Origin of the sequence: Aeromonas sp. QDB54, from assembly GCF_027707385.1 — a bacterium.
GTDB lineage: Bacteria > Pseudomonadota > Gammaproteobacteria > Enterobacterales > Aeromonadaceae > Aeromonas > Aeromonas hydrophila.
This window is the reverse complement of record NZ_JAPCIT010000002.1, coordinates 242,497-266,332: the sequence shown is the minus strand read 5'-3', so window position 1 is coordinate 266,332 and position 23,836 is coordinate 242,497. Positions and strand designations below refer to the sequence as shown.

At 61.1% G+C, this 23,836-nt stretch carries 24 protein-coding genes; 12 read left to right on the top strand and 12 right to left on the bottom strand.

Features of this window, described 5'->3' with window-relative positions:
- Nucleotides 1-2: 2 nt before the first annotated feature.
- From cysN to cysG, 3 genes are all read right to left on the bottom strand, one after another.
- Nucleotides 3-1,430 (bottom strand): sulfate adenylyltransferase subunit CysN, encoded by a 1,428-nt coding sequence (cysN, locus tag PG881_RS03225; protein WP_270798016.1) that lies wholly within the window; start codon nt 1,428-1,430, stop codon nt 3-5.
- 24 nt (nt 1,431-1,454) lie between these two features.
- The gene (gene cysD / locus PG881_RS03220) at nt 1,455-2,363 is read right to left on the bottom strand and encodes a sulfate adenylyltransferase subunit CysD (RefSeq protein ID WP_039214485.1); all 909 of its coding nucleotides are present in this window, start codon (nt 2,361-2,363) and stop codon (nt 1,455-1,457) included.
- A 108-nt stretch (nt 2,364-2,471) separates the two neighbouring features.
- Nucleotides 2,472-3,884, bottom strand: coding sequence for a siroheme synthase CysG (cysG, locus tag PG881_RS03215; protein WP_270798014.1), 1,413 nt, complete (start codon nt 3,882-3,884; stop codon nt 2,472-2,474).
- A gap of 197 nt (nt 3,885-4,081) precedes the next feature.
- On the opposite strand from cysG, the gene PG881_RS03210 reads away from it, so the two are divergent.
- On the top strand, nt 4,082-5,002 hold the full coding sequence (locus PG881_RS03210; RefSeq protein ID WP_011707311.1) for an SPFH domain-containing protein: 921 nt from the start codon (nt 4,082-4,084) through the stop codon (nt 5,000-5,002).
- Nucleotides 4,999-5,454, top strand: coding sequence for an NfeD family protein (locus tag PG881_RS03205; protein WP_041218350.1), 456 nt, complete (start codon nt 4,999-5,001; stop codon nt 5,452-5,454). Before PG881_RS03210 ends, PG881_RS03205 begins: the two co-directional genes overlap by 4 nt.
- A gap of 83 nt (nt 5,455-5,537) precedes the next feature.
- On the opposite strand, the gene PG881_RS03200 is transcribed toward PG881_RS03205, so the two are convergent.
- Nucleotides 5,538-5,948, bottom strand: coding sequence for a CBS domain-containing protein (locus PG881_RS03200; protein WP_011707313.1), 411 nt, complete (start codon nt 5,946-5,948; stop codon nt 5,538-5,540).
- Nucleotides 5,949-6,101: 153 nt separating this feature from the next.
- On the opposite strand from PG881_RS03200, the gene PG881_RS03195 reads away from it, so the two are divergent.
- From PG881_RS03195 to PG881_RS03185, 3 genes are read left to right on the top strand one after another with little or no spacing between them, the layout of a single operon-like run.
- Nucleotides 6,102-8,012 carry an ABC transporter ATP-binding protein gene (locus tag PG881_RS03195; RefSeq protein WP_270798012.1) on the top strand — a complete coding sequence of 637 codons (1,911 nt, stop codon included), beginning with the start codon at nt 6,102-6,104 and terminating at the stop codon, nt 8,010-8,012.
- The gene (locus tag PG881_RS03190) at nt 8,005-8,466 is read left to right on the top strand and encodes a DUF2390 domain-containing protein (protein ID WP_270798010.1); all 462 of its coding nucleotides are present in this window, start codon (nt 8,005-8,007) and stop codon (nt 8,464-8,466) included. Before PG881_RS03195 ends, PG881_RS03190 begins: the two co-directional genes overlap by 8 nt.
- Entirely contained in the window at nt 8,460-9,314 is an 855-nt protein-coding gene (locus tag PG881_RS03185) for a 23S rRNA (adenine(2030)-N(6))-methyltransferase RlmJ (protein ID WP_259232047.1), read from the top strand. The genes PG881_RS03190 and PG881_RS03185 overlap by 7 nt, the downstream gene beginning before the upstream one ends.
- A 50-nt stretch (nt 9,315-9,364) precedes the next feature.
- On the opposite strand, the gene PG881_RS03180 is transcribed toward PG881_RS03185, so the two are convergent.
- Entirely contained in the window at nt 9,365-10,294 is a 930-nt protein-coding gene (locus PG881_RS03180; protein WP_077096567.1) for a LysR family transcriptional regulator, read from the bottom strand.
- Nucleotides 10,295-10,403: 109 nt separating this feature from the next.
- Here PG881_RS03180 and PG881_RS03175 point away from each other — a divergent pair, with 109 nt between their 5' ends.
- Entirely contained in the window at nt 10,404-11,003 is a 600-nt protein-coding gene (locus PG881_RS03175; RefSeq protein WP_201971313.1) for an FMN-dependent NADH-azoreductase, read from the top strand.
- A 97-nt stretch (nt 11,004-11,100) separates the two neighbouring features.
- Here the strand turns inward: PG881_RS03175 and PG881_RS03170 are convergent, their stop codons facing one another.
- Nucleotides 11,101-11,307, bottom strand: a complete 207-nt coding sequence (locus PG881_RS03170) for a hypothetical protein (protein ID WP_252377642.1) — start codon at nt 11,305-11,307, stop codon at nt 11,101-11,103.
- Nucleotides 11,308-11,493: 186 nt separating this feature from the next.
- Here PG881_RS03170 and PG881_RS03165 point away from each other — a divergent pair, with 186 nt between their 5' ends.
- The 6 genes from PG881_RS03165 (at nt 11,494) to PG881_RS03140 (ending at nt 16,120) form a co-directional block, all read left to right on the top strand.
- Nucleotides 11,494-11,856: a DUF2061 domain-containing protein gene (locus tag PG881_RS03165; protein ID WP_270798003.1), complete on the top strand. Its 363-nt coding sequence runs from the start codon at nt 11,494-11,496 to the stop codon at nt 11,854-11,856.
- Between the two features lie 334 nt (nt 11,857-12,190).
- Nucleotides 12,191-12,619 carry a VOC family protein gene (locus tag PG881_RS03160; protein ID WP_270798001.1) on the top strand — a complete coding sequence of 143 codons (429 nt, stop codon included), beginning with the start codon at nt 12,191-12,193 and terminating at the stop codon, nt 12,617-12,619.
- A gap of 259 nt (nt 12,620-12,878) precedes the next feature.
- A complete protein-coding gene (locus tag PG881_RS03155) occupies nt 12,879-13,661 on the top strand; it encodes a hypothetical protein (protein WP_270797999.1) in 783 nt (260 codons plus the stop codon).
- A 210-nt stretch (nt 13,662-13,871) separates the two neighbouring features.
- The gene (locus PG881_RS03150; protein WP_270797997.1) at nt 13,872-14,330 is read left to right on the top strand and encodes a hypothetical protein; all 459 of its coding nucleotides are present in this window, start codon (nt 13,872-13,874) and stop codon (nt 14,328-14,330) included.
- A 701-nt stretch (nt 14,331-15,031) separates the two neighbouring features.
- Entirely contained in the window at nt 15,032-15,463 is a 432-nt protein-coding gene (locus tag PG881_RS03145; protein ID WP_270797996.1) for a MerR family transcriptional regulator, read from the top strand.
- Between the two features lie 54 nt (nt 15,464-15,517).
- Nucleotides 15,518-16,120, top strand: coding sequence for an NAD(P)H-dependent oxidoreductase (locus PG881_RS03140; protein ID WP_270797995.1), 603 nt, complete (start codon nt 15,518-15,520; stop codon nt 16,118-16,120).
- 46 nt (nt 16,121-16,166) lie between these two features.
- Here the strand turns inward: PG881_RS03140 and putP are convergent, their stop codons facing one another.
- From putP to PG881_RS03110, 6 genes are all read right to left on the bottom strand, one after another.
- On the bottom strand, nt 16,167-17,684 hold the full coding sequence (gene putP / locus PG881_RS03135) for a sodium/proline symporter PutP (protein WP_011707325.1): 1,518 nt from the start codon (nt 17,682-17,684) through the stop codon (nt 16,167-16,169).
- A 287-nt stretch (nt 17,685-17,971) separates the two neighbouring features.
- Nucleotides 17,972-18,898, bottom strand: a complete 927-nt coding sequence (locus PG881_RS03130; RefSeq protein WP_270797994.1) for a L,D-transpeptidase family protein — start codon at nt 18,896-18,898, stop codon at nt 17,972-17,974.
- 185 nt (nt 18,899-19,083) lie between these two features.
- Complete coding sequence (locus PG881_RS03125; RefSeq protein WP_270797992.1) at nt 19,084-20,325, bottom strand: mechanosensitive ion channel family protein; 1,242 nt, start codon at nt 20,323-20,325, stop codon at nt 19,084-19,086.
- Nucleotides 20,326-20,456: 131 nt separating this feature from the next.
- Nucleotides 20,457-21,656 carry an acetate kinase gene (locus PG881_RS03120; protein WP_270797991.1) on the bottom strand — a complete coding sequence of 400 codons (1,200 nt, stop codon included), beginning with the start codon at nt 21,654-21,656 and terminating at the stop codon, nt 20,457-20,459.
- Between the two features lie 174 nt (nt 21,657-21,830).
- Nucleotides 21,831-22,301, bottom strand: coding sequence for a YhcH/YjgK/YiaL family protein (locus PG881_RS03115; protein WP_270797990.1), 471 nt, complete (start codon nt 22,299-22,301; stop codon nt 21,831-21,833).
- Between the two features lie 310 nt (nt 22,302-22,611).
- Nucleotides 22,612-23,718: a 1-acyl-sn-glycerol-3-phosphate acyltransferase gene (locus PG881_RS03110; protein ID WP_270797988.1), complete on the bottom strand. Its 1,107-nt coding sequence runs from the start codon at nt 23,716-23,718 to the stop codon at nt 22,612-22,614.
- Nucleotides 23,719-23,836: the final 118 nt, after the last annotated feature.

Genomic DNA, 23,836 nt, shown 5'->3' with positions numbered 1-23,836 from the left:
GCTTATTCCTTGCTTGCGTCGTTGCTGATGGTCAGCGCCTGCCAGTGGGGGAAGTGCTTGCGCACCAGGGCGTTGAGCTCGACTTCGAACTCGCTGTAGTGCCCTGTTGCCACTTTAGCGGCCAAGCCCTCCACTATCATGCCGGCGCCAACGGTGACGTTGGTCAGCCGATCGATCAGGATGAAGCTGCCGGTATCGCGGATCTCCTGATACGGGTCGAACGCCACCGGGTCGGTCAGGCTCAGCTCGCACAGACCGATTTCGTTGAGCTTGAGTTCGCTCGCATCCAGTTGGTCCAGCTTGTTGATCTCGATGCGGTGGCGGATGGCCTCCACTTGGCCGCGACTCTTCTTGGTGGCCAGCTTGACGTCATAGACCCGGCCCGGTTGCAGAGACTCCTCCCCCATCCAGACGATGTGAGCCAGCACGTTCTGGGTCACCAGCGGCTTTCTGGCGGCATCCACCAGCAGGTCGCCACGGCTGATGTCAATTTCGTCGGCAAAAGTGACCGTGATGGCCTGACCCGGCAGGGCGTAGTCGAGATCGCCGTCGAAGGTGACGATGCGGGTCACCGTGCTCTCCTTGCCGGAGGGCAGCACCGCCAGCTTGTCGCCGACCCGCAGGATGCCGGAGGCCAGGGTGCCCGCGAAGCCGCGAAAATCGAGGTTGGGGCGGTTCACGTATTGCACCGGCAGGCGCACCGGGTGACGCTCCAGCTCGCGTTCCACCTCGGCAGACTCCAGCAGAGAGAGCAGGGTCTCGCCTTCGTACCAGGCCAGCTTGTCGCTTGGGTTGACCACGTTGTCACCGTCCAGCGCCGAGACCGGCACGATGTGGATGGTGTCGACGCTGAGCTTCTTGGCGAATTCGCGATACTCAAAGCTGATGCGCTCGAACACCTCCTGGCTGAACTCCACCAGGTCCATCTTGTTCACCGCCACCACGAACTGCTTGATGCCAAGGAGGCTCGCGATAAAGCTGTGACGGCGGGTCTGATCCAGTACCCCCTTGCGGGCGTCGATCAGGATGATGGCCAGATCGCAGGTGGAGGCACCGGTGGCCATGTTGCGGGTGTACTGCTCGTGGCCCGGGGTATCCGAGATGATAAATTTGCGCTTGGCGGTGGAGAAATAGCGGTAGGCCACGTCGATGGTGATGCCCTGCTCGCGCTCCGCCTGCAGGCCGTCTACCAAGAGCGCCAGGTCCAGCTTCTCGCCGGTGGTGCCGAGCTTCTGGCTGTCGGATTCCAGCGCTTTGAGCTGATCTTCATAGATCTGCTGGGAGTCGTGCAGCAGGCGGCCGATGAGGGTGCTCTTGCCGTCGTCCACGCTGCCGCAGGTGAGAAAGCGCAGCAGGCTCTTGTGTTGCTGGGCGTGCAGGTAGGCTTCAATGCCCTGTTCGCTGATGGCGGTCTGAATGTGGTTGTTCATGTTGCGATTCCTTAGAACATTTTTTTAGAAATAGCCCTGACGCTTCTTCTGCTCCATGGAGCCGGCCTGATCGTGGTCGATGAGCCGCCCTTGCCGCTCGCTCGAGGTGGTGAGCAGCATCTCTTCGATGATCTCCGGCAGGGTGGTGGCAGCGGATTCGATGGCACCGGTCAGCGGGTAGCAGCCGAGGGTGCGGAAGCGCACCAGCTCCTGCTTCACCTCATCTTCAGGGCCGATGGGCATGCGCTCGTCATCCACCATGATCTTGATGCCGTTGCGCTCCACCACCGGGCGATGGGCCGCAAAGTAGAGCGGCACTATGTCGATGTTCTCGAGGTAGATGTATTGCCAGATGTCAAGCTCGGTCCAGTTGGAGAGCGGGAACACCCGGATGCTCTCCCCCTTGTTGACCTGGCTGTTGTAGACCCGCCACAGCTCCGGACGCTGGTTTTTCGGATCCCAACGGTGGGACTTGTCGCGGAAGGAGTAGACCCGCTCCTTGGCGCGGGATTTCTCCTCGTCGCGGCGGGCCCCACCGAAGGCGGCGTCAAAGCCGTATTTGTTGAGCGCCTGCTTGAGCCCTTCGGTCTTCATGATGTCGGTGTGCTTGCCGCTGCCGTGCACGAAGGGGTTGATGCCCATGGCCAGACCGTCCGGGTTTTTGTGGACGATGAGATCCAGCCCGTACTTCTTGGCGGTCTCATCGCGAAACTTGATCATCTCCTTGAACTTCCAGTCGGTGTCGACGTGCAGCAAGGGGAACGGGATCTTGCCCGGATAGAAGGCCTTGCGGGCCAGGTGCAGCATGACGGAGGAGTCCTTGCCGATGGAGTACATCATCACCGGGTTTTCAAATTCGGCAGCCACCTCGCGGATGATGTGGATGCTCTCGGCTTCCAGCTGCTGCAAGTGGGTCAGTCTTTCACGGTCCATGTCTGGGTCCTCGGTTCATTGCTAACGCGCCTGGTCAGGGCGCGGTGTTGGTTCAGGTCAGTGCCGCCATGGCCGCACCGTCAAATCGATGGCTGTCGCCGCCGGCGCTCAGGCCAGGCTCACCAGCTTGAGGTCGCAGGCGCCCTGCTGTTGCCCCTCGCCAAACCAGGCGAGCCGCTCGCGCAGGGCAACCACTTCGCCGATGACGATAAGTGACGGGCTCACTGCCTGGGCGGCCAGTTCGGCCAGATCCGCCAGGGTGCCGGTCAGTACCCGCTGGCGGGCGGTGGTGCCGCGCTCGATGATGGCGATGGGAGTGGCGGCACTTCGGCCATGGCTCACCAGTTGCTGGCGGATATGCTCGGAGCGCATCAGCCCCATGTAGATGACCAGGGTCTGGCTGGTAGCGGCGAGCTGCTGCCAGTCGGGCTCCTTGCCCTCCTTCTGGCAGTGGCCAGTGATAAAGACGGCGCTCTGGGCATGGTCGCGGTGAGTGAGCGGAATGCCGGCATAGGCAGTGGCACCGGCGGCGGCCGTGATGCCGGGCACCACCGAGAAGGGGATGCCTTCGTCGGCCAGCACTTCCAGCTCCTCGCCGCCACGGCCGAACATGAAGGGATCGCCCCCCTTGAGTCGCACCACCCGGTTGCCCGCTTTCGCGTATTCCACCAGCAGGCGATTGGTCTCTTCCTGGGGCACGCTGTGGGCCCCCGCCTTCTTGCCGACCGACACCAGAGTGGCATCGCGGCGCACCAGGTCGAGGATCTCGGTGGAGACCAGCTGGTCGTAGAGCACCACTTCGGCCTGTTGAATCTGTTGCAGCGCCTTTAGGGTCAGAAGGCCCGGATCGCCGGGGCCCGCCCCCACCAGCACCACCTCGCCCACTTCGCTTTTCGCATTATCTAGCCCCTCGTTCAGCCACTGCTCGGCCCCCTGCCAATCCTCTTTCTCAATCAGACCGGCCAGGGTGTTGGAGGCAAAGGCGCGCTCCCAGAAGCGACGACGGTCGGAGATCGAGGAGAGCACCCGCTTGGCCTGGTCACGTACCCGGCCGGAGAGCTCGGCCAGGCCGCCGAGATGGCGCGGCAGCAGGCTCTCCAGCCGCTCGCGCAGCAGGCGCACCAGCACCGGCGCCTTGCCGCCGCTGGAGACGGCCACCATGATGGGGCTGCGATCGATGATGGAAGGGAAGATGAAGCTGGAGCGCTTGGGGTCGTCCACCACGTTGACGAACAGACCGAGCTGGTTGGCGCTCTGATAGACCAGCGCATTGACCTCGAGATCGTCGGTGGCGGCCACCACCAGAATCTGACCGGCCAGATGGGCCGGGGTGAAGCGCTCCGCCAGATGGGTGAAGCGATCGGCAAATTGGTGGAAGTCGGGTTCCAGCTCGGGGGAGACCAGGGTCAGCCTGGCACCGGCCGCCAGCAGCAGGCGCGCCTTGCGCAGGGCCACTTCGCCCCCTCCCACCAGCAGCACCGGGCGACCGTCCAATTTGGCAAACATCGGCAAATAATCCATTTCGGCCCATCCCTCGGAACACGACTAATATGGGGCGACTATAGGCAGGGCTGCTTATCCCTCAAAATAATAAAAAATGCTTTTTAATGCGTTTTAGTAATTAACAAAGCCGTATGATGACAAAGGCGAAGCAAGGCGCTTGTGGTGCCAGGCGCAAGGCCATAGGCTAGTGAAAGTGTTTCATAAGGAGCTTAATAATGAATGAGTCATTGATTGTGCTGGGGATCTTCGTGTTTCTGGTGCTCGCGACCCTGAGCGCCGGCATCAAGATAGTGCCGCAGGGCTACAACTGGACCGTGGAGCGCTTCGGCCGCTACACCCGCACCCTGGTGCCGGGCCTCAACCTGCTGATCCCCTATGTGGACAGGGTCGGCCACAAGATCATCATGATGGAGCAGGTGCTGGACATCCCGGCGCAGGAGGTGATCTCCCGCGACAACGCCAACGTCACCATCGATGCCATCAGCTTCGTGCAGGTGGTGGATGCCCGCAAGGCGGGCTATGAGGTCAACGATCTCACCAGCGCCATCCGCAATCTGACCATGACCAACATGCGGACCGTGCTCGGCGCCATGGAGCTGGACGAGATGCTCTCCCAACGCGACACCATCAACGAGAAGCTGCTGCGCACCATGGATGCCGCCACCGCCCCCTGGGGCATCAAGGTGACCCGGATCGAGATCAAGGATGTACGTCCGCCGCTGGCACTGGTCGAAGCCATGAACGCCCAGATGAAGGCCGAGCGCCAGAAACGGGCCGAGGTGCTGGAAGCCGAAGGGGTTCGCCAGTCCAAGATCCTGAAAGCGGAAGGGGAGAAGCAGTCTCAGATCCTGAAAGCCGAGGGTGAACGTCAGGCCGCCTTCCTCGCCGCCGAAGCGCGCGAGCGGGCCGCCGAGGCGGAAGCCAAGGCGACCCACATGGTCTCCAAGGCCATCGCCGAAGGGGATCTGCAGGCCATCAACTACTTCGTGGCCCAGAAATACACCGAGGCGCTGGCCCGCATCGGCGAAGGCCCCAACAGCAAGGTGGTGATGATGCCGCTGGAGGCGGGCAGCCTGATCGGCGCCGTCGCCGGCATGGCCGAGCTGTTCAAGGATGGCAAGGGCGGCAAGTCATGACAGCCCTGTTCGAGGGGCTGACCCACTGGCACTGGCTGGGGCTCGGCTTCGCGCTGCTGGCCATCGAGGTGCTGGGCTCGGTGGGCTTTCTGCTCTGGACCGGCATCGCCGCGCTGGAAGTGGGCCTGCTGCTGCTGGTCTGGCCCTTCGGCTGGCAGGCGCAGCTGCTGCTGTTCGGCCTGCAATCCCTGCTCACCACCTGGGCTTGGTGGCGCTGGCAGCACCGTCGGGATCGCTCCAGCCGGGATGCCGCCGCCCCCATCAACGAGCGGATGCAGGGCTATCTGGGCCGCGAGCTGGTGCTGCTGGATGACGTGACTCAGGGGATGAGCCGGGTGCACCTGGACGACACCGCCTGGACGGTGCGCTGCAGCCAGCCGCTGAGCGCCGGCAGCAAGGTGCGGGTGACGGGGCATGACTCCCATATCCTGCTGGTGGAGCCGCTGCCCTGACACAGGGGCAAGGCGCCATGACCGCCAACAACGAAGGGCTCCTCGGAGCCCTTTTCGCTGTCTTGCAAGCTGTGACGGCGTGGCTAGAAGGCGTCGCTGTCGAGGGCGGCGCGCAGCAGATCCTTCCAGCTGATGATGCCGACCAGGGCGCCGTTTTCCAGCACCGGCAGGCAGGAGACGTTCTTCTCCAGCATCATCTTGACCCCGTCCCGCACCGTGAGCTGGGGGGCGATGGTGATGGGGTGGCGACTCATGATCTGGTGGGCGCGCCGGTTGAGGGTCTCGGTGTCGCGGCTCATCTCGGCCTCGGAGTCCAGATAGGGGCTGATGGCGCGGAACAGATCCCGGTCCGAAATGACCCCCACCAGCTCCTCCTCTTCCAGCACCAGCAGGTGACGAAAGTGAGCCTGCTCGAAGATCTCCTTGATGACATTGAGCCGGTCATCCATGGAAACGGTGGCGACCCGGGTCGTCATGATGTCCCTGATAAGCATGCTAACCTCCCCAACCCTGACTGATTGCTCTGTTATGGCATGTTTTTGCCCCCCCAGCCAGTGGTTGCCCCCCACCTCAAGTGCAAATCTGCGCCGTTTCACGTAAGATCCGCGCCAGTTTTTCTCCTCCATTTGAGCCAAGCAGACCAATCCATGATAGTTGCCAGTCAAATCGAACTGATCCGCGGCGGCCGCAAGCTGCTGGACAACGCATCCGCCACCATTCATCCCGGCCACAAGGTGGGTCTGGTGGGCAAGAACGGCTGTGGCAAGTCCACCTTTTTTGCACTGGTACGGGGCGAGCTGGCCATCGACAGCGGCACCTTCAGCCTGCCCGCTGGCTGGCAGATTGCCGGCGTGGCGCAGGAGACCCCGGCGCTGGACTGCTCCGCCCTCGACTACGTGATCGACGGCGACAAGGAGTTCCGCGCTCTGGAGGCCCAGCTGGCCCAGGCCGAGCAGGATGACAACGGCCTGCTGGTGGCCGAGCTGCACGGCAAGCTCGACACTATCGGCGCCTACAGCATTCGTGCCCGCGCCGCCGAACTGCTGCACGGCCTCGGTTTCAGCGACGAGCAGCTGAGTTCACCGGTACGCAGCTTCTCCGGTGGCTGGCGCATGCGCCTGAACCTGGCCCAGGCGCTGCTCTGCCGCTCCGATCTGCTGCTGCTGGATGAACCGACCAACCACCTGGATCTCGACGCCGTCATCTGGCTGGAGAAGTGGCTCAAAGCCTATCAGGGCACGCTGGTGCTGATCTCCCATGACCGCGACTTCCTCGATTCGGTCATCAGCCGCATCATCCACATCGAGAACGGCAAGCTCAACGAATACACCGGCGGCTACTCCGACTTCGAGCTGCAGCGCGCCGAACACCTGGCCCAGCAGCAATCCATGTACGAGAAACAGCAGCGCGAGATGTCCCACATGCAAGCGTATGTGGACCGCTTCCGCTACAAGGCCTCCAAGGCCCGTCAAGCCCAGAGCCGACTGAAAGCGATGGAGCGGATGGAGAAGATCCTGCCCGCCCACGCCGACTCCGAATTCAGCTTCGAGTTTCGCGAGCCGTCGGCCCTGCCGACCCCGCTGATTGCCATGGAGAACCTCTCTGCCGGTTACGGCGACAAGGTGATCCTGGAGAAGATCAAACTCAACCTGGTGCCGGGTTCGCGCATCGGCCTGCTCGGTCGCAACGGCGCTGGCAAATCCACCTTCATCAAGATGCTGTCGGGCTCCAACCCGCCGCTCTCCGGCAAGCTCGAGGTGAGCGCCGGGGTCAGCATCGGCTACTTCGCCCAGCATCAGCTGGAGACCCTGCGCCTGGACGACTCGCCCCTCGATCACCTGGTGCGCCTCGCGCCGGACAAAACCGAGCAGGAGCTGCGCAACTACCTGGGCAGCTTTGGCTTTCACGGTGACAAGGCGCTCGACAAGGTGGCCCCCTTCTCCGGCGGCGAGAAGGCGCGGCTGGTGCTGGCCCTCATCACCTGGCAAAAGCCCAACCTGCTGCTGCTGGATGAACCGACCAACCACCTGGATCTGGAAATGCGCCACGCCCTGACCATGGCGCTGCAAGGCTTCGAGGGCGCCATGGTGGTGGTGTCCCACGACCGGCACCTGCTGCGTACCACCACAGATGACTTCTATCTGGTGCACGGTGGCCGGGTCGAGCCGTTCGACGGCGATCTGGACGACTACCACAAGTGGCTCGGCGAGCAGGAGAAAGAGGCCAACGCCAAACCGGACGATGGCCCTGTCTCCGCCAACTCGGCGGTAGCGCGCAAGGATCAGAAGCGGCGCGAGGCGGAGTTCCGGCAAGCGACCCGGCCGCTGCGCCAGAAGCTGGAGAAGCTCGAAACCAGCATGGAGAAACTGCAGGCCAAGCTGGCCGCGGTGGAAGAGCAGCTGGCCGATCCCGCCATCTATGAAGAGAGCGCCAAGCAGAAGCTCTCCGAGCTGCTCAAGTCCCAGGGCCCCATCAAGGAGGAGCTGGAAGGGGTGGAGCTGGAGTGGATGAGCCTTTCCGAGGAGCTGGAAACCGTGGAGCAGGCCTTCCTTGCGTGACGAACAGCTGATGGCGAGCGAGCGGATCGCCGCCCACGAACTGCCGGGCCCGCTCGACTTCTGGCAGTGGAGTGGCAAGGTGTACGGCGCGCGCAGCCAGGACTGGCTCAGCGTGCAGGCGCAGGGGGGCAACGTCAACCTGGCCCTGCTGCTGCATCGGCTGGATCTGTGCGGGATCCCGGTCGATCTGACCGACCTGCAACCGGCGCTGGTGCAGACCGAGGCGGTGCTCGGCCCCTGGCGCACCCTGCGTTCGAGCGCCAAGGCGCGGCTCGGCGCGCAGGAGTATCAGGCCATGCTGGCCCACGAGCTGGAGCTGGAGCGACTGCAACAAGGGGTGCTGCTGCAGACCCTGCGCAGCCTCACCCTGTTTCGCGGCAACAGCCGCAACCTGTTGAACTATCTATTGTTACTGGGGGCCCAGCAGGGCCCCCTCAGAGACCTAATATGCTGAGTTATCGCCACGCCTTTCACGCCGGCAACCACGCCGACGTGCTGAAACACGCCGTTCAGGCCCTGATCATCGAGTCCCTCAAGAAGAAGGAGAAACCCTTCATCGTGCTGGATACCCATGCCGGCGGCGGTCTCTACGACCTGCGCGGCGACTGGTCCCAGAAGAAGGCGGAATATGCCGACGGCATTGGCCGGCTGTGGGATGAGCGGGCCCAGTGGTCCACCATGGCCCCCTATCTCGGCGTCATCGAGGAGATGAACAGCGATGGTCAGCTGCACTACTACCCCGGCTCGCCGGAGCTGTCCCGTCGCCTCGCCCGCGAGCAGGACAAGCTGGCGCTGATGGAGCTGCACAACAACGAGGTGGAAGACCTGCGCGCTAACATGGGTTACGACCCCCGCGTCGCCGTCCACCATCGTGATGGCTTCGAGGGGCTGGTGGCCCTGCTGCCGCCCACGCCGCGCCGCGGCCTGGTGCTGATCGACCCGCCCTATGAGCTGAAGGAAGATTACTTCGCCGTGGTCGATACCCTGAAAAAGGCGCAAAAACGCTGGGCCACCGGCATCTACGCCCTCTGGTATCCCATCCTCGGGGAAGAGGCGGACAAGTCCCGCGACATGCTGCGCGCCATCAAGCGGGAGAATTTCGGCAACGTCCTGGTGGCCGAGCTGGAAGTGGCCGGCCAGACCGCCGACTGGGGCATGAACGGCTCAGGCATGCTGATAGTGAGCCCCCCCTGGCTGCTGGACGAGCAGATCGAAGCCTTCCTCAAACCCCTGTGTGCCAAGCTGGCGCAGGGCGCCGGCGCCCAGTACAAGGTCGAGTGGCTCAACAAGGTTGAAGCGTAACGCCTTCCATCACTCGCACACCGCCAAGGGCCTGCCACTGCAGGCCCTTTTTATTGGTCATGGCTGCCTGCCCCCGCCACGCTGGCAAGCCGCTCCGGCAGCCGGCTCGCCAACCAGTCGATGGCCATTCTGGTCTTGAGCGGCAGGTGCGGGCTGTGGGGCCAGAGGGCATTGATGGGATAACGCCTGCCCTTGAGGGAGCCCAGCACTTCGCACAGCTCGCCCCGCTCAAGGTGCGGGCGCGCCAGCCAGGTCGGCAACCAGGCCAGGCCAAAGCCAGCGATGGCCGCCTGGGTGATGGCGTGCAGATCGTCGAGCTGCAGGCGCCCCGTCGGTCGCACCGATTGCCACTGGCCATCCAGCTGCCACTGCCACGCCAGCACCCGCCCCTGCCGCAGATAGGCGATGCCCTCGTGCTCGGCCAGATCCGCCAGCGTCATCGGTTCGCCCCGCTCGGCCAGATAGGCGGGCGCAGCGCAGAGCGTCATGCCGTGCTCGCCGAGCCGGCGCGCCGCCAGATCCAGGCTGTCCGGCGGCTCCCCGTTGCGGATCACCAGATCGAGCCCCTCCTCCACCAGATCCACCTTGCGGTCACTGAACGACAGCGACAGCGCCAGCCCGGGATGAGCCTGCGCCAGCTCCAGCAGCAGGGGCGCCACGCACAGCTGACCGAACAGCACCGGCATGGAGACCTTGAGGCTGCCGTTGAGAGTGAGCTTGTTGCTGGCCAGCGCCGCCTCGCCGAGGCGCACCTCCTCCAGCGCCCGCAGGCAGTGGCGATGGAACAGCGCCCCCTCCTCGGTCAGGCTCTGGCTGCGGGTGGTGCGGTGAAACAGCTGGACGCCGAGACGCTGCTCGAGCCGGGCAATCCCCTTGCCCACCGCCGAGCGGGTGAGGTGGAGCCGCTCGGCGGCCTGGGCGAAACTGCCCGCCTCCACCACGCTGGCGAACAGATCGAGGCCATTGAGACTGTTTGCCATCTATTGCATACCTTGTGGAACCAATATGGCGAAATAGTATCAGCACTGCGGAAAAAAATGACTGATAAGCTCCCTCCATCCCCACACTTTGTCAGATGGAGTTCACCTCATGAGTCAGATCCTGCTGCTGCAATCCAGCCTCAACGGCCCCGCGTCCCGCACCAACCAGTTGATGGAGCGCTTTCTGCAAGCGCGCCGGGAGCAGGGCCACCAGGACCAGGTGGTGGTACGCGACCTGCCGGCCCTCACCCTGCCGCCACTGGACAGCGCACTGTTTCACGCCCTGCGGGGGGCAGAGTCAGCCAGCGAGGCCATCCGCCAGGCGGTGGCGCTGTCGGATCAACTGATTGCCGAGCTCAAGGCCGCCGACCTGCTGCTGATCGGCGCCCCCATGTACAACCTCAACGTGCCGACCCCGCTCAAGAACTGGTTCGATCTGGTGGCGCGAGCCAGGGTCACCTTTCGCTACACCGACAGCTACCCCATGGGGCTGGTGGAGGGGGTAAAAGCTCTGGTGTTCAGTAGCCGCGGCGGCGTGCATCAAGGACAGACAACGGATGCGGTCACCCCCTACCTCGAGTCCGTGCTCGGCCTGATGGGCATCGCGCAGGTGGAGTTCGTCTACGCGGAAGGGATGGACCTGTACCCCCACGGGGCGGAGCAGGGCATGCGCCAGGCCCATGAGCGGATCGCCGCCCTCAGCCGGTGAGCCCCTCGCCCGCCTCTTGCCGCCCCAACCGGCAGCTGCGCGGGAGACGCCCAAATAAAAAAGCCCCGTCACGGGGCTTTTAGCATGTCGGCCAACCTCACGTTTTGCCCGGCAGATCCCGCCAGAGCGCCAGAATAAGCAGCGCCAGCAGGGCGAAAGGCGGGGCCAGACTGAGCAGCATGCACAGCACGGTGATCAGCGCCGGATGCTCACTCTTGCGGCGGGCCAGTCGCCAGGCCACGACGCCGACGATGATCATCAGCAACAGGATGAACTGCCCCATCAGGGTGGCGTTGATATTCATATGCATGAAAGCTCCTTTTTCATGGCAAAGGCTCACTCTAGCGCCGCTGTGGCCCCAGGCAACTCCCAATCCGGTGAGGGCGTTCTCACTTGATAGGCTCTCCCTATCCAATCATTAGGTGAGAATAGTTTTCATTTGATGTGATTTCGGGGGATACTCTGCTCATCACCAGAGGGAGCCGCCATCATGAAAAAGACCATCAGCTTTGCCGTTTTGCACTTCACCGTGGCCTTCACCGTGGCTTACCTGCTGACCGGTGAACTGCTCACCGCCAGCCTGATCGCCTTGATCGAACCCGCCGTCAACACGGTCGCCTTCTACTTTCATGATCTCGGCTGGCACAAGCTCAAGCCCCACCACAGCCTGCAGGCCAAGACCAGCAGCTTCGCCCTGGTGCACTTCTCGGTGGCCTTCGCCGTCGCCTACCTGCTGAGCGGCGAGCTGCTCACCGGCGGCGTGATGGCGATGATCGAGCCTGCCATCAACACAGTGGTGTTCTTCTTCCACGAGCGGCTGTGGCGCGCCCGTCAGCAGCTTGCACTGGCATGAGGGAGGAGCTGCGGCCCCTCCCCACACTTGGACCAGCTTCTCTCCCCCCGGCAAGGGAATCCCACCTGCCGTACTGACCAATTTGTTGATCCCGCCCCAACATTTATCACCCCGCCCTTCCCCTGCGCCCCTCTCTCGCTACCATACCCGAATGGCAATCCAAGCCTCGTCGGAGTCACCCATGAGCCCTCTCCGCCATCCCCGTTGGTTACAAAGCAGCAAACTGGAGGCTGAAATTCAGGGGCGGTAGCCATGCCATCGGCTTGCCAACTCCTGTCGATCACGGCGAGGGGCGGCAGGCGACTCATCCACAACATGTAAAGCAAGGTGGTGTATGGAAACACAAACACTGCATCGCGGTCGGCTGATCGACCATCTCCAGCTGGTGGTGAAAGACCTGGCCGCCAGCCAGCGTTTTTACACGGCCGCACTGGCCGCCCTCGACATCCCCATAGGCGGCACCGGTGAGGGTTATTTCTGGGCAGACGAGCTGTTTGTCACGGCTGTAGACAGCCCGGCGGCGCTGGGGGTATTGACCGGCCGCCATCACCTCGCCTTTCAGGCACAAGACAGGGCCATGGTGGATCGCTTCTATCAGGCAGCGCTGGCCAATGGCGGCCAGGACAACGGCGCCCCCGGCGAGCGCAATTATCACCCCGGCTATTACGCCACCTTCGTTCTCGATCCCGATGGCAATAATATCGAGACGGTTTATCACGGTGAGGCAAAGCGCAGTGCGGAATCGGTGGAAATTCGGTTTTAGAAATAGAATCAAACACCAATAGTTTAGGCTCTGTCATGGTGCTATAGAGCACTACCTATAATTCAGCAACACTGGGCACTCCGATATATTTTCTGGACAAGTAACAATAATAATAAAACAACATAGCCGGGTTCTTTAAATTACATTACAAAATAAAACACTTCGTGACAACAATACGCATAACTTGGAACTGTGAGGAGGATTAAATCATTAAACCAGAGCCGACTAAATATAATTTTAGTTATATTTTGGAGCTAATATGCCAGTAGTAAACAAATGTCGGCTGTGCGAGACAGAAAAAGAGCTACAGCTATCACACATTATCCCTAGATCATTCATTAAACGTAGAAAAAAGAATGGTCAAACAGTACTTTTTACTGCAGGAGAAGGCGCTAAAACAGGAAATTATGACCCTAAAGAGTATCTACTATGCCATGAATGTGAGCAATACATAAGTAAAGAATTCGAATCTTATGGAATTGATCTACTTAAAAATAGAAATAACGTAAAAAAGGTTGAAAATGGAGTTATCTTTAACGATTTCAACCATAATAAGTTCTATCTTTTCCTGATATCTATATTGTGGCGTGCATCCATATCAACCATTCCTACATTCAAACACATTGATTTATGCTCTGAGTTTAATGATTTAATTCGCTTTTGTATATTAAATAACACCTTAAAAATACAGACATCCATACGATTATCACATGTTGTAAAAATATCAATGCTTAGAGTTGTTGATGAAAAAGGTGATTTAGGTGATGAATTATTGAAGGGCGCATTATTCAACCTAGATTATGAAAGTCATCAAGATGAAATATACTACTATTTTATGGTTGATGGTTTTTTGATTGTATATAACTTTACTTTACATAATGATATACATGAATTACGCTGCAAACGCATCTACGCTCAATTAACAAATACTAGCAGATTATTTGTACCAAGATGTGATTTCAGAAAGTTATCACAAATCTACAATGCATTTTCTTCTATGGCGAATGAAGTTAAAAAAGCACAGAATATACATTTTAAATGAAATGCCCCTCTACGAGCCTTCAACCTTCCCTTAATTTATAAGAGCCATCAGGTTCAAATAGCGAAGCATATTCTGACAATCACGAATAACCCGACCAAAAAAAAATCCGAGTCGTCCACCATATCGATAGCAGGCGGTCCTGACAAGATGGGTATCCTCTATCAGCCACTGATTAACATTCGTTATATTTCAATCTGACTGGAATAAGCAATGAAATACCTATTAAATTGGACGCAACCATTACTCTCAATGAGCAAGCGGTTCCTTATATTTATCACATTGATGTTTGCAGGGGGTGTTGTACTCTCCACATACAAAATGCAACTCAACATGGAGTTGGGCATCTGGCTCTTTTACCAATATCTAAAAATACAGCTGGCAGCCTTTATCGTATCGTTCGTGATGGCTCAAGCTTCCAGATTGTTTTCTGTCGAATTGAGAAGTGAAGATGTGGTAGGTAGAAACCGATTTTTCCGAAAAGTATCCATACCATATAACGAGATGGTGGGGGTCAGCATGGGAAAAATGCTTATCGTCGATTGCATGGTCATTCGAACCAACAGCCTCAAGCGTATTTACGCCCCTTTTGATCTGGACGGTTTCCAAGATCTTTCGGATAAAATCGACGCCAGATTAAAGCATCGCAAAGCATCAAGGAGTGATTCGTAACCTCTGGAATTTTGCTCGGTACTGATGTTGATGTTCAGTTCACAGGTACGAATAGCTCAGCGTATTCAAACTCTCGTCTATAACCCAGCCACGACATAAACAAGGGTCGGGAAATCCCCTTGGGGAGCCCATTTCGGCCACCAGGTGGTCCTGTCTGGCTCGCCAGAGTCACTATAAATGGAATTTATGGGTTCTCCGTGGATGACCACATTTTCTCTTATAGTGGCGATCACCAATCCACCAGCGCCTGTTGCGGCCCCATCACGGGTCAGCTCGGCCATATCCCGCCCCTACGAACACCTCACTGCGCCGCAGACAGGCAGGGTATTGTTTCCCCCTGAAAGCCGCCGAGCCGAGTTCAACGGGTCAGGAGCGCCGTCATGGACGGCGGCGCAGCCGCAGGCGGCGCAGGGATGTGCCGTGTGCGGCGATCCGTCCGACCCGATGAAGGAGGCTAGGGAATCCGCGAAGCGGACGGCTTGCCGGGGGAAAAGACCTGTGGTGACTTTGGGTCTTTCCAAAGTCACTCGCCCCGGCCCGAAGGGCGGGCGAAACCCCGGCCCTCGCATTCTATGGGGCAAAGCCACATCCAGAGCGCTGCTGTGCAATGCACTGCGCCGACAGCTCCTCCATGGGGATTCTCTCCCGCCAGCCACTGACCTATAGTGGGCACCTCTCAAACCACCTTTGCGAGCAGCACCATGTATATCGGCGAATTTGCCCGGCTGGCGGGCACCACCCCAAAGGCTGTCCGCCTCTATGAGCAGCTCGGGCTGCTGCCCGAGCCCAGGCGGCGCGGCAGTTATCGCGTCTACCGGGCCGAGGATCTGGAGTGGGTCGGCTTTATCCGTGAAGCCCAGCGGCTTGGCTGCAGGCTCGGGGAGCTGGTTCCCCTGCTCAAGGGCGTCACCAGCCTCGATCACTTCCCCTGGCAGAAGGTGGAGCAGCTTATCGCAGGCAAGTTGGCACAGATCGAGGCGGAGGTCACCAGGTTGCAACGCCAGCATCAGGGGCTGAGTCAGTGCGCCACGCTGCTCGCGCAGCACCCCTGCCGCTATGGCGCCCCGGTGCGGCAATCCCCCGACGCTCAGGGTCATCCCGCCGCAGCGGATCGTGGGCACAAGGTGGCTTGACTCTGTCCCATGGGACAAGGGGTGTAATGGGGGCTCACTTCAAGGAGCCATACCATGACCCCCAACCTGCTTGTTCTCAACGGCAATCCCAAACCCGACAGTTTCTGCCATGCCCTGGCCCGCGAGTATGCTCGCAGCGCCGAGGAGGCAGGCGCAGAGGTCACTCTGCTGCACGTGGGCGAGCTCGCCTTCGAGCCGAACTTGCGCCATGGCTATGACCTTATGCCACCGCTGGAGCCGGATCTGCTGGCGTTGCAGCAGAGCCTGACTGCCGCTCATCATCTGGTGATAGTCTCCCCCCTCTGGTGGGGTGGCATGCCGGCCCGTCTCAAGGGCCTGCTGGATCGCACCCTGCTCTCCGGCTTCGCCTTTCAATATGTCAAGGGCAAGGCCCAGCCACTGCGCCTGCTCGCAGGCAAAACGGCGCGGCTGCTGCTCACCATGGACAGCCCAGTCTGGTACTACCGCTGGTGGCTGGGGGAGCCCGCCTCGCGGATCCTCGACAAGCAGGTACTGGGGTTGTGCGGCATCCGGCTGACCCACCGCCAGCATCTGGGGCCCATGCATACAGCCAACAATCAGGACAGAGCCCGCTGGCTGACACGCACCGGTGCGGCGGCCCGCACCGATGTGCGCCGGCTAAATCGTCGTCCATAAAAAAGCCCCGCATTGCGGGGCTTTTTTGTTATGCAAAGTATCCAACTCAGTTGACGGTCACCGGCTGACCCAGCGCATCCGGCGGGGTCTGGAACTCGCGCTCGGCGTCGTCGAAGCGCTCCAGCATGGCCTTGGAGGGGGCCTTGTCCAGCAGGCTGAACACGACAATGGCGAGTCCGGAGAAGAGGAAGCCCGGGATGATTTCATAGAGCCCCAGCCAGCCGAACTGCTTCCAGACGATGACGGTCAGAGCGCCCACCAGCATGCCCGCCAGGGCGCCGTTGCGGGTCATCCGCGACCAGAGCACGGAGAGCAGCACCACGGGGCCGAAGGCGGCACCAAAGCCAGCCCAGGCGTAGCTCACCAGCCCCAGTACCCGGTTCTCCGGGTTCATGGCGACGGCGATGGCGATGAGCGCGATCACCAGCACCATGGCACGGCCGACCCACACCAGCTCCTGCTGGGAGGCGTTCTTGCGCAGGAACGGCTTGTAGAGATCCTCGGTGATGGCACTGGAGCAGACCAGCAGCTGGCAACTGAGGGTACTCATCACCGCCGCCAGGATGGCGGAGAGCAGCACGCCGGCGATCCAGGGGTTGAACAGGATCTTGGAGAGCTCGATGAAGACCCGCTCCGGGTTGCCGGTGACGCCGGCCGCCTGTTCGGTGAAGGTGGAGAAGTAGGCCAGGCCGAAGAAGCCGATGGCCACGGCGCCACCCAGGCACAGCACCATCCAGGTCATGCTGATGCGGCGGGCATTGGCCATGGAGTGGTGGGAGTCCGCCGCCATGAAGCGCGCCAGGATGTGGGGCTGGCCGAAGTAGCCCAGGCCCCAGGCCATCAGCGAGATGATGGCGATAAAGTCCAGGTTCTTGAACATGTCGAGGTTGCTGGCGTTCTGCGCCGCCACCTGCACCATGGCGGTGTCGATGCCGCCCACCGCAATGATGACGAACACCGGGGTGAGGATCAGGGCGAAGATCATCAGGGTGGCCTGCACCGTATCGGTCCAGCTCACCGCGAGGAAGCCGCCGAAGAAGGTGTAGGTGATGGTGGCCGCGGCGCCGACCCAGAGGGCGGTGTCATAGCTCATGCCGAAGGTGCTCTCGAACAGGCGGGCACCGGCCACCACGCCGGAGGCGCAGTAGATAGTGAAGAACAGCAGGATCACCAGGGCGGAGAGGATCCGCAGCACCCGGCTCTTGTCCTCGAAGCGGTAAGTGAAGTAGTCCGGCAGGGTCAGGGCGTTGCGGTTCTTCTCGGTATGCACCCGCAACCGGCCGGCGACCCAGCGCCAGTTGAGGTAGGCCCCCAGGGTGAGGCCGATGGCGATCCAGCTCTCGGAGATGCCGCCGATGAAGACGGCGCCCGGCAAGCCCATCAAGAGCCAGCCGCTCATGTCGGAGGCACCGGCGGAGAGGGCGGTCACCCAGCTCCCCATCCGGCGGCCGCCGAGAATGTAGTCGTCAAAGTTGCGGGTGGCGCGATAGGCGATAAAGCCGATCAGGACCATCCCGAGGATGTACACCAGAAAGGTGATGAGCATGGGTGTGCTGGCTGTCATTCAAAACTCCGTTATGTGACATGTGTACCCGTTCTGACGACGGGCTCTTCCTTAAAAAAACCGCCCTAGCTTAATCAGCAGATCCCATGACCTCAACCTTTTTTAACAAACAGAAAACACAATATAAACGTTTCATCTTTAACCAACAGACCAGCTTTGCCCCGTTCCGCCAGATTTTATCCTGACACAGCAACTGCTTATCCGCCGGGCACGAGCGCGGCACAGCCCCTCCACGGCCGCAAAAAAAAGCCCCGACCAGAGGTCGGGGCCATGTCGGCAGGCACCAATCAGCGATTGATCGCGATCGGCATGCCGCTGCGCTGCTCCAGCGCCTGCTTGACCAGCTGGGAGTCGCTGTCGGCGTGGGCGATGAAGCGGGTCACCGCCGGGGTCATCGGCAGCGGCGCAGGCAGGCTGGAGTTGAACTCCTCCTGATTGCGGGAGAGCGGCTGATGCACTTCCAGGTAGCGGCGACCATCCGGCTCGACGCTGGCCTTGATCGGCTGGTTGACGAACTGGACGCGGGTACCGACCGGTACCTTCTTGAAAAGGTACTCGATGTCGTCGTTGCGCAGGCGCACGCAGCCGTGGCTCACCCGCAGGCCGATGCCGAACTGGGCGTTGGTGCCGTGGATGGCGTACATCTTGCCGATGTAGAGCGCGAACAGCCCCATGGGGTTGTCCGGGCCGGCCGGCCACACTGCCGGCAGGCTCTCGCCACGGGCGGCGTACTCGGCGTGCATCTTCGCGGTCGGGGTCCAGGTTGGGCCCGCCTTCTTGCGCTGCACGCTGGTCACCCAGTCTTCCGGGGTGTCGGTGCCGAGCTGGCCGATGCCAATCGGCAGCACTTCCACCACCTTCTTGCCTTTGGGGTAGTAGTAGAGGCGCATCTCGGCGACGTTCAGCACGATGCCTTCACGGGGGGCATCCGGCAGGATCAGCTGATGCGGCACGACCAGCTTCTCGCCCGCCTGCAGCAGCAGGGGGTCTGCCTTGGGGTTGGCTTCCAGCATGTTGGTCAAGCCGAGCTGGAATCTGGCCGCTGCCGCTTCCAGGGGTTGGCCCGCCTCTTCCGGGGACACCACGTAGTCCAGGTTCTCCCCCACCAGGCGGCTGTTGGCTGCGGGCAGGGCATATTCGATGGCGAGGGCGGGCATGGCGGCCAGGATCAGGGAGCAGCACAGTGCGGCCGCCGTGTTGTGGAGGAGCTTCATAACTTTCCTGTGATAAAGGGGGTGGTTCAGCACTCTGGCCAGCGCGGAGGCGACGGGCGCGCCCGGGGCGAAGAGAAGGCCGCCATTTTTCTCCTCTGCCATTCAAATTTCAACCGCCACGTGCTGACGGGTCGGTGATTAAATACGGTGCCGCGCTGCGCCGCGGCACCTTGTCATAAGCGGGATCAGCCGTTTTTCCAACTGTGCATGTCATAACCGGTTGGCGACTGATGCAAACGCAGATGGAATTGCTCAATTATCGCAAATATGTGGTCGAAAATATCAGCCTGTATCCCTTCATACTCGGCCCAGGCGGTGGTCGCCGTGAAGCAGTAGATCTCCAGCGGCAGGCCGTCCGTGGTCGGTGCCAACTGGCGCACCATCAGGGTCATGTCCTTGCGAATGCCCGCATGAGCCCGCAGGTAGGCATCCAGATAGGCGCGCAGGGTGCCGAGGTTGGTGAGGTGGCGACCATTGATGGGGCAGCTGATGGCATCGCTGAGCTGCTGGTTGTAGCTGCTGAGCTCCTGCTCCTTGCGGCTGAGGTAGGGTGCCAGCAACCTGGCCTGCTTGAGCTGCAACTGCTCCTGCGAGGTGAGGAAGCGCACGCTGGTCATGTCGATGTTGACGCTGCGCTTGATGCGGCGCCCGCCGGATTCGGTCATCCCCTGCCAGTTCTTGAAGGAGTCGGAGATGAGGGCATAGGTAGGGATGGTAGTGATGGTCTTGTCCCAGTTCGACACCTTGACCGTGGTGAGGCCGATGTCGGTCACCTCGCCGTCCGCACCGTACTTGTCCATCTGCAGCCAGTCACCGACGCTCAGCATGCGGTTGGCGGAGAGCTGGATCCCCGCCACCAGCCCGAGGATGGGGTCCTTGAACACCAACATCAATACCGCGGTCATGGCCCCCAGGCCGCTGAACAGGAAGAGGGGCGACTTGCCGAGCAGCAGGGCGATCATCAGGATGCCCACCAGGATGCTGCCCACCAGTTTCACCCCCTGGAAGATGCCGCGCAGGGGCAGATCCCGCCCGAGCCGGGTGTAACGGCTCACCGACAGCATGCAGTCGAGCAGGGCGAACAGAGCCAGCAGCAGGAACAGCAGGATCCAGAGCTGGGCCAGCAACTCGATAAGCGCCAGGCTCCCGGACGCTTTGGGCAGCCAGATCTCCGCCTGACCGAGCAGCACGGCGCCCTGGAACACGAAGGCGAGCCGGTAGAAGAGACGTTGCTGCAACTGGGGCGGCAGCCACATCTGCTTGGTCTTGCCGAGCAGCCCCACCAGGCGCACCAGCAGGATGCGGTGCAGCACCAGGTGCAGCACCATGGCGGTCAGCACGATGAACCCCAGGGCGATCACCAGGGCCATCATGGGGGTCACATCGACCCCCAGGCCTGACAACCAGTTGAAAAACATCTCTTTCATCGTTACCTCCGCAATATCACACAGCGGTCAGGGTACGCATCTGGTCCCCCATGTCAAATGACAGGCCGATCACTATTGCCGAAACGACAACGCCCGGCAGGGGCCGGGCGTTGTCATCACCAGGGGGTGCCTTAGCCGACCAGGCTCAGGGCATCACGGGCGATCACCAGCTCTTCGTTGGTGGGCATCACCAGGGCCAGACGGCTGCCTTCGACGGTGATGGGGCCTTCACCGCCCAATACGGCTGCGTTGTTGGCCTCCTTGTCGATCTTGAAGCCGAGCAGGGCCAGTCGGGCCAGCACCATCTCGCGCACCATGGCGGCGTTCTCGCCGATGCCGCCGGTGAACACCAGGGCGTCCAGGCGACCATCCATGGCGGCAGCATAGGCTCCGACGTACTTGGCAACGCGATAGGTGAAGACGTCCAGTGCACGCTTGGCACCGGCGTCGGTGGCGTAGTTGCCGGTGACGTAGCGGCAGTCGCTGCTCGCCTCGGTCATGCCCAGCAGGCCGGACTCGCGGGTCAGGGTGTGGTTGATCTGCTCCACGCTGTAACCGAGCTGGTCGTGCATGAAGAAGACTACAGCGGGGTCTATGTCGCCGGAGCGGGTGCCCATCGCCAGCCCTTCCAGCGGGGTCAGCCCCATGGAAGTGTCGACGGACTCGCCGTTCTTGATGGCGCAGACGGAGGCACCGTTGCCCAGGTGGCAGTTGATGATGTTGAGCTCATGGAGCGGTTTGCCCAGCGCCTTGGCGGTCTCTTCGGCGATGAAGCGGTGGGAGGTGCCGTGGGCGCCGTAACGACGGATGCCGTTCTCGCGATAGAGCTTGTAGGGCAGCGCGTAGAGGTAGGCTTCCTCTGGCAGGGTCTGGTGGAAGGCGGTGTCGAACACGGCCACGTTCTTGTCGGCCAGGGCCGGGAACACCTTGAGGGCGGCACGGATGCCGATGAGGTGCGCCGGGTTGTGCAGGGGGGCAAACGGAATGGCGGCCTCGATGCCGGCAATCACGCCGTCATCGATGCGCACGGAGCGGGAGAACTGCTCACCGCCGTGCACGATGCGATGGCCGATGGCGACCAGCTGATCGGCCAGGGCGGGATCCTGGGGCAGGATGTGGCCCACGATGTGGTCGAGGGCTTCCTGGTGCGCAGCACCGGCGCCCAGCATGGCGTCGCCCTTGACCCCGTGGAGTTTCCATTTGATACGTGCGTCATCCAGATTGAAGCATTCGGCCAAGCCGGACAGCATGTCCTCACCTGTTTCGGCGTCCATTACGGCAAATTTCAGGGAAGAGCTACCGCAGTTAAGGATCAATACCAACTTGCTCATGTTCTACATCTTCCTGTGCTTCGGCTTTATGCCGACAGTGTCGTGTCATCCAAAGTGGATGGGATTCCCCTGCCGGGGGCTTATGGTCGCAGGAAAGTGCGCCCAATTTTTCAATATGTTAAGTGCAAATCCGGATGATTCCGGGCACTCGTCTCAGCCAGGCTGCGCCAGCGGTCACAGGCCGGCCAGCAGATCCCGGTGCACCTTGACCACCAGCTTCTTCACCTGAGCCGGCTGGTTGGGGGTACAGAGGGGGCGATGCAGTTCTCCCGGCCAGAAGATGGCGAAGTCGCCGGGCTGCAACGCCAGATAACTGGTCTGTTCGTCCTCGACGAACCAGAGGTCGGGATGGGGATGATCGGCGCCTTCGGCAACATAGCCATGGGGCCCGACCCCGATCCACTCTTCGCCACGCAGCAGCAGCTGGATGTCCAGATACTGCTGATGGAACTCGCCACGGCGATCCGCGGCCGGCTCGGTCAGCTCCTCGCTCACCAGGCAGAACAGCGTGAGGCCGTCGATCTCCTGCTTGCCGAGCGGCGCCAGCAGCCACTGTTCGACGCTTTGCACCACCTCGACCATGATGCGGTCCAGCGGGGCGGGCAGCGGCGTGCGCTGCAGGGTGTTCAGACTGCCGGTGATCATGGCGCTTCCTTAGGTGTATTCAGGCGACATCTTAGCCGCAAAATGAAAAAGGACCCTGTTGAGGTCCTTGTGTCACACCGCCTGCAATCCGTGCAGACAGAGATAGAGCATTTGCTCGTATCAAGCGGGATGAGTGCACTGTTACACACTCATCCGCGGCTTGCCAAGAGGCGCAAGCGCGTTCGCCCAGTGATCGTACCAGCTGAAACAATATTATTCACTACTCCAGCACCGTCGACTTTGACCAGACGCAAAAACGGGAGCATCTGCTCCCGTTTTTTTCGCATCACCCGGTGATAACCGGTGCCATTCAAGCCTTTCCGGCGTTCTCCACCGGCTTGGCGTACATGGCGCGCCAGATGGCCTTGTGCTCTTCCGGCACCTCCGACTGACGGCTCAGGAAGGCAGCCTGCTCGATGGTGTTGGCCTTGCCGGACACATCTGCAGCCAGGTAGTTGCCCGGGAAGAGGCGGTAGTTGCCCCAGATCGCCTTGTCGATCAGCGCAGCCAGCTCGTCCGGATCGCGGAAGCCCTCGGTGATGGGGGCGCCGAAGGAGACGTGTACCCGCCCCTTCTGACCGACGATGCCGGCGACGATGCTCTCGATGTCCTCGAACTCGCCCTTCTCGTAGCTGCCGTTGACCGACTTCTCGTACAGCTCGCGCGCCTTGGCCTTGTCGGTAGGATCCAGCTCGTAGCTGATGCTGACCGGCACGATATTGAGGCTGCGCATGTAGTCGACGAACTCGATCTTCTGCTTCTTGCCGTCCACGTAGAACATCTTGAGGATGGCCGGATCTGTCTTGTCATCGCCGTTCTTGGCGCGCCCTTCCTTCTGGGCGATCCAGATGGAGTGGCCTTCGTGCACCGACTGGCCGATGTAGGCCGACAGCTCGCCGAGCGCCTTCATCATCTCCCGCGGCCCCTTGGCGGAGCGCTTGACGATGAAGCTCTTGTTGAGCTTCATCAGCTCGGTGGCGCAGGGTTTGCGCAGCAGGTTGTCGCCAATGGCAATGCGCACGGTATCGAACCCGTGGGTGTGCAGCCCCCAGTTGACGAACGCCGGATCCATGGCGATGTCCCTGTGGTTGGAGACGAACAGGTAGCCCTGCTCCTTCTTCAGATGCTCGAGCCCGGAGAAGGTCACCCCCTGGGTGGAGGTGGCGATCATCCGGCTCATGTAGCGGGTCACCCCCATCTGCACCTGATGGATGGTGGTCACCTTGGACCACTTGTAGCGCAGGAACTGGCGGATCAGCGGGCGGATGGCCCAGCCCAGCCAGCTCATCAGGGAGCCGAAACGATACTTGGCGATGGCGCCGACAAATTCATCATCCCGGATCAGCCGTTCGATGGCTGCCGGCACTTCCTCATCGCGGTAGGGGCGAATGTCCGCGAATCTATCTACTTCAGTCACAGTGTCAGCCTTGCAGGTAAGGAGTCGCGGCCAGCGCGCGCTGGCCGGAAAATTCAGGGCGCAATTTTACACGCTTTTATGCCGAGGGGTATGTGGCGTGCGTAGATAGTGAGATCTG

Bases quoted from the DNA above. Each gene is read 5' to 3' on its own strand.
- PG881_RS03120 (WP_270797991.1), bottom strand. From the start codon at position 21,656: ATGAGCAAGTTGGTATTGATCCTTAACTGCGGTAGCTCTTCCCTGAAA.
- PG881_RS03165 (WP_270798003.1), top strand. From the start codon at position 11,494: ATGAAAAAGACCATCAGCTTTGCCGTTTTGCACTTCACCGTGGCCTTC.
- PG881_RS03200 (WP_011707313.1), bottom strand. From the start codon at position 5,948: ATGCTTATCAGGGACATCATGACGACCCGGGTCGCCACCGTTTCCATG.
- PG881_RS03195 (WP_270798012.1), top strand. From the start codon at position 6,102: ATGATAGTTGCCAGTCAAATCGAACTGATCCGCGGCGGCCGCAAGCTG.
- PG881_RS03155 (WP_270797999.1), top strand. From the start codon at position 12,879: ATGCCAGTAGTAAACAAATGTCGGCTGTGCGAGACAGAAAAAGAGCTA.
- PG881_RS03115 (WP_270797990.1), bottom strand. From the start codon at position 22,301: ATGATCACCGGCAGTCTGAACACCCTGCAGCGCACGCCGCTGCCCGCC.
- PG881_RS03125 (WP_270797992.1), bottom strand. From the start codon at position 20,325: ATGAAAGAGATGTTTTTCAACTGGTTGTCAGGCCTGGGGGTCGATGTG.
- cysD (WP_039214485.1), bottom strand. From the start codon at position 2,363: ATGGACCGTGAAAGACTGACCCACTTGCAGCAGCTGGAAGCCGAGAGC.
- PG881_RS03160 (WP_270798001.1), top strand. From the start codon at position 12,191: ATGGAAACACAAACACTGCATCGCGGTCGGCTGATCGACCATCTCCAG.
- putP (WP_011707325.1), bottom strand. From the start codon at position 17,684: ATGACAGCCAGCACACCCATGCTCATCACCTTTCTGGTGTACATCCTC.
- cysG (WP_270798014.1), bottom strand. From the start codon at position 3,884: ATGGATTATTTGCCGATGTTTGCCAAATTGGACGGTCGCCCGGTGCTG.
- PG881_RS03185 (WP_259232047.1), top strand. From the start codon at position 8,460: ATGCTGAGTTATCGCCACGCCTTTCACGCCGGCAACCACGCCGACGTG.
- PG881_RS03140 (WP_270797995.1), top strand. From the start codon at position 15,518: ATGACCCCCAACCTGCTTGTTCTCAACGGCAATCCCAAACCCGACAGT.
- PG881_RS03210 (WP_011707311.1), top strand. From the start codon at position 4,082: ATGAATGAGTCATTGATTGTGCTGGGGATCTTCGTGTTTCTGGTGCTC.
- PG881_RS03130 (WP_270797994.1), bottom strand. From the start codon at position 18,898: ATGAAGCTCCTCCACAACACGGCGGCCGCACTGTGCTGCTCCCTGATC.
- PG881_RS03175 (WP_201971313.1), top strand. From the start codon at position 10,404: ATGAGTCAGATCCTGCTGCTGCAATCCAGCCTCAACGGCCCCGCGTCC.
- PG881_RS03170 (WP_252377642.1), bottom strand. From the start codon at position 11,307: ATGAATATCAACGCCACCCTGATGGGGCAGTTCATCCTGTTGCTGATG.
- PG881_RS03150 (WP_270797997.1), top strand. From the start codon at position 13,872: ATGAAATACCTATTAAATTGGACGCAACCATTACTCTCAATGAGCAAG.
- PG881_RS03180 (WP_077096567.1), bottom strand. From the start codon at position 10,294: ATGGCAAACAGTCTCAATGGCCTCGATCTGTTCGCCAGCGTGGTGGAG.
- PG881_RS03145 (WP_270797996.1), top strand. From the start codon at position 15,032: ATGTATATCGGCGAATTTGCCCGGCTGGCGGGCACCACCCCAAAGGCT.
- cysN (WP_270798016.1), bottom strand. From the start codon at position 1,430: ATGAACAACCACATTCAGACCGCCATCAGCGAACAGGGCATTGAAGCC.
- PG881_RS03205 (WP_041218350.1), top strand. From the start codon at position 4,999: ATGACAGCCCTGTTCGAGGGGCTGACCCACTGGCACTGGCTGGGGCTC.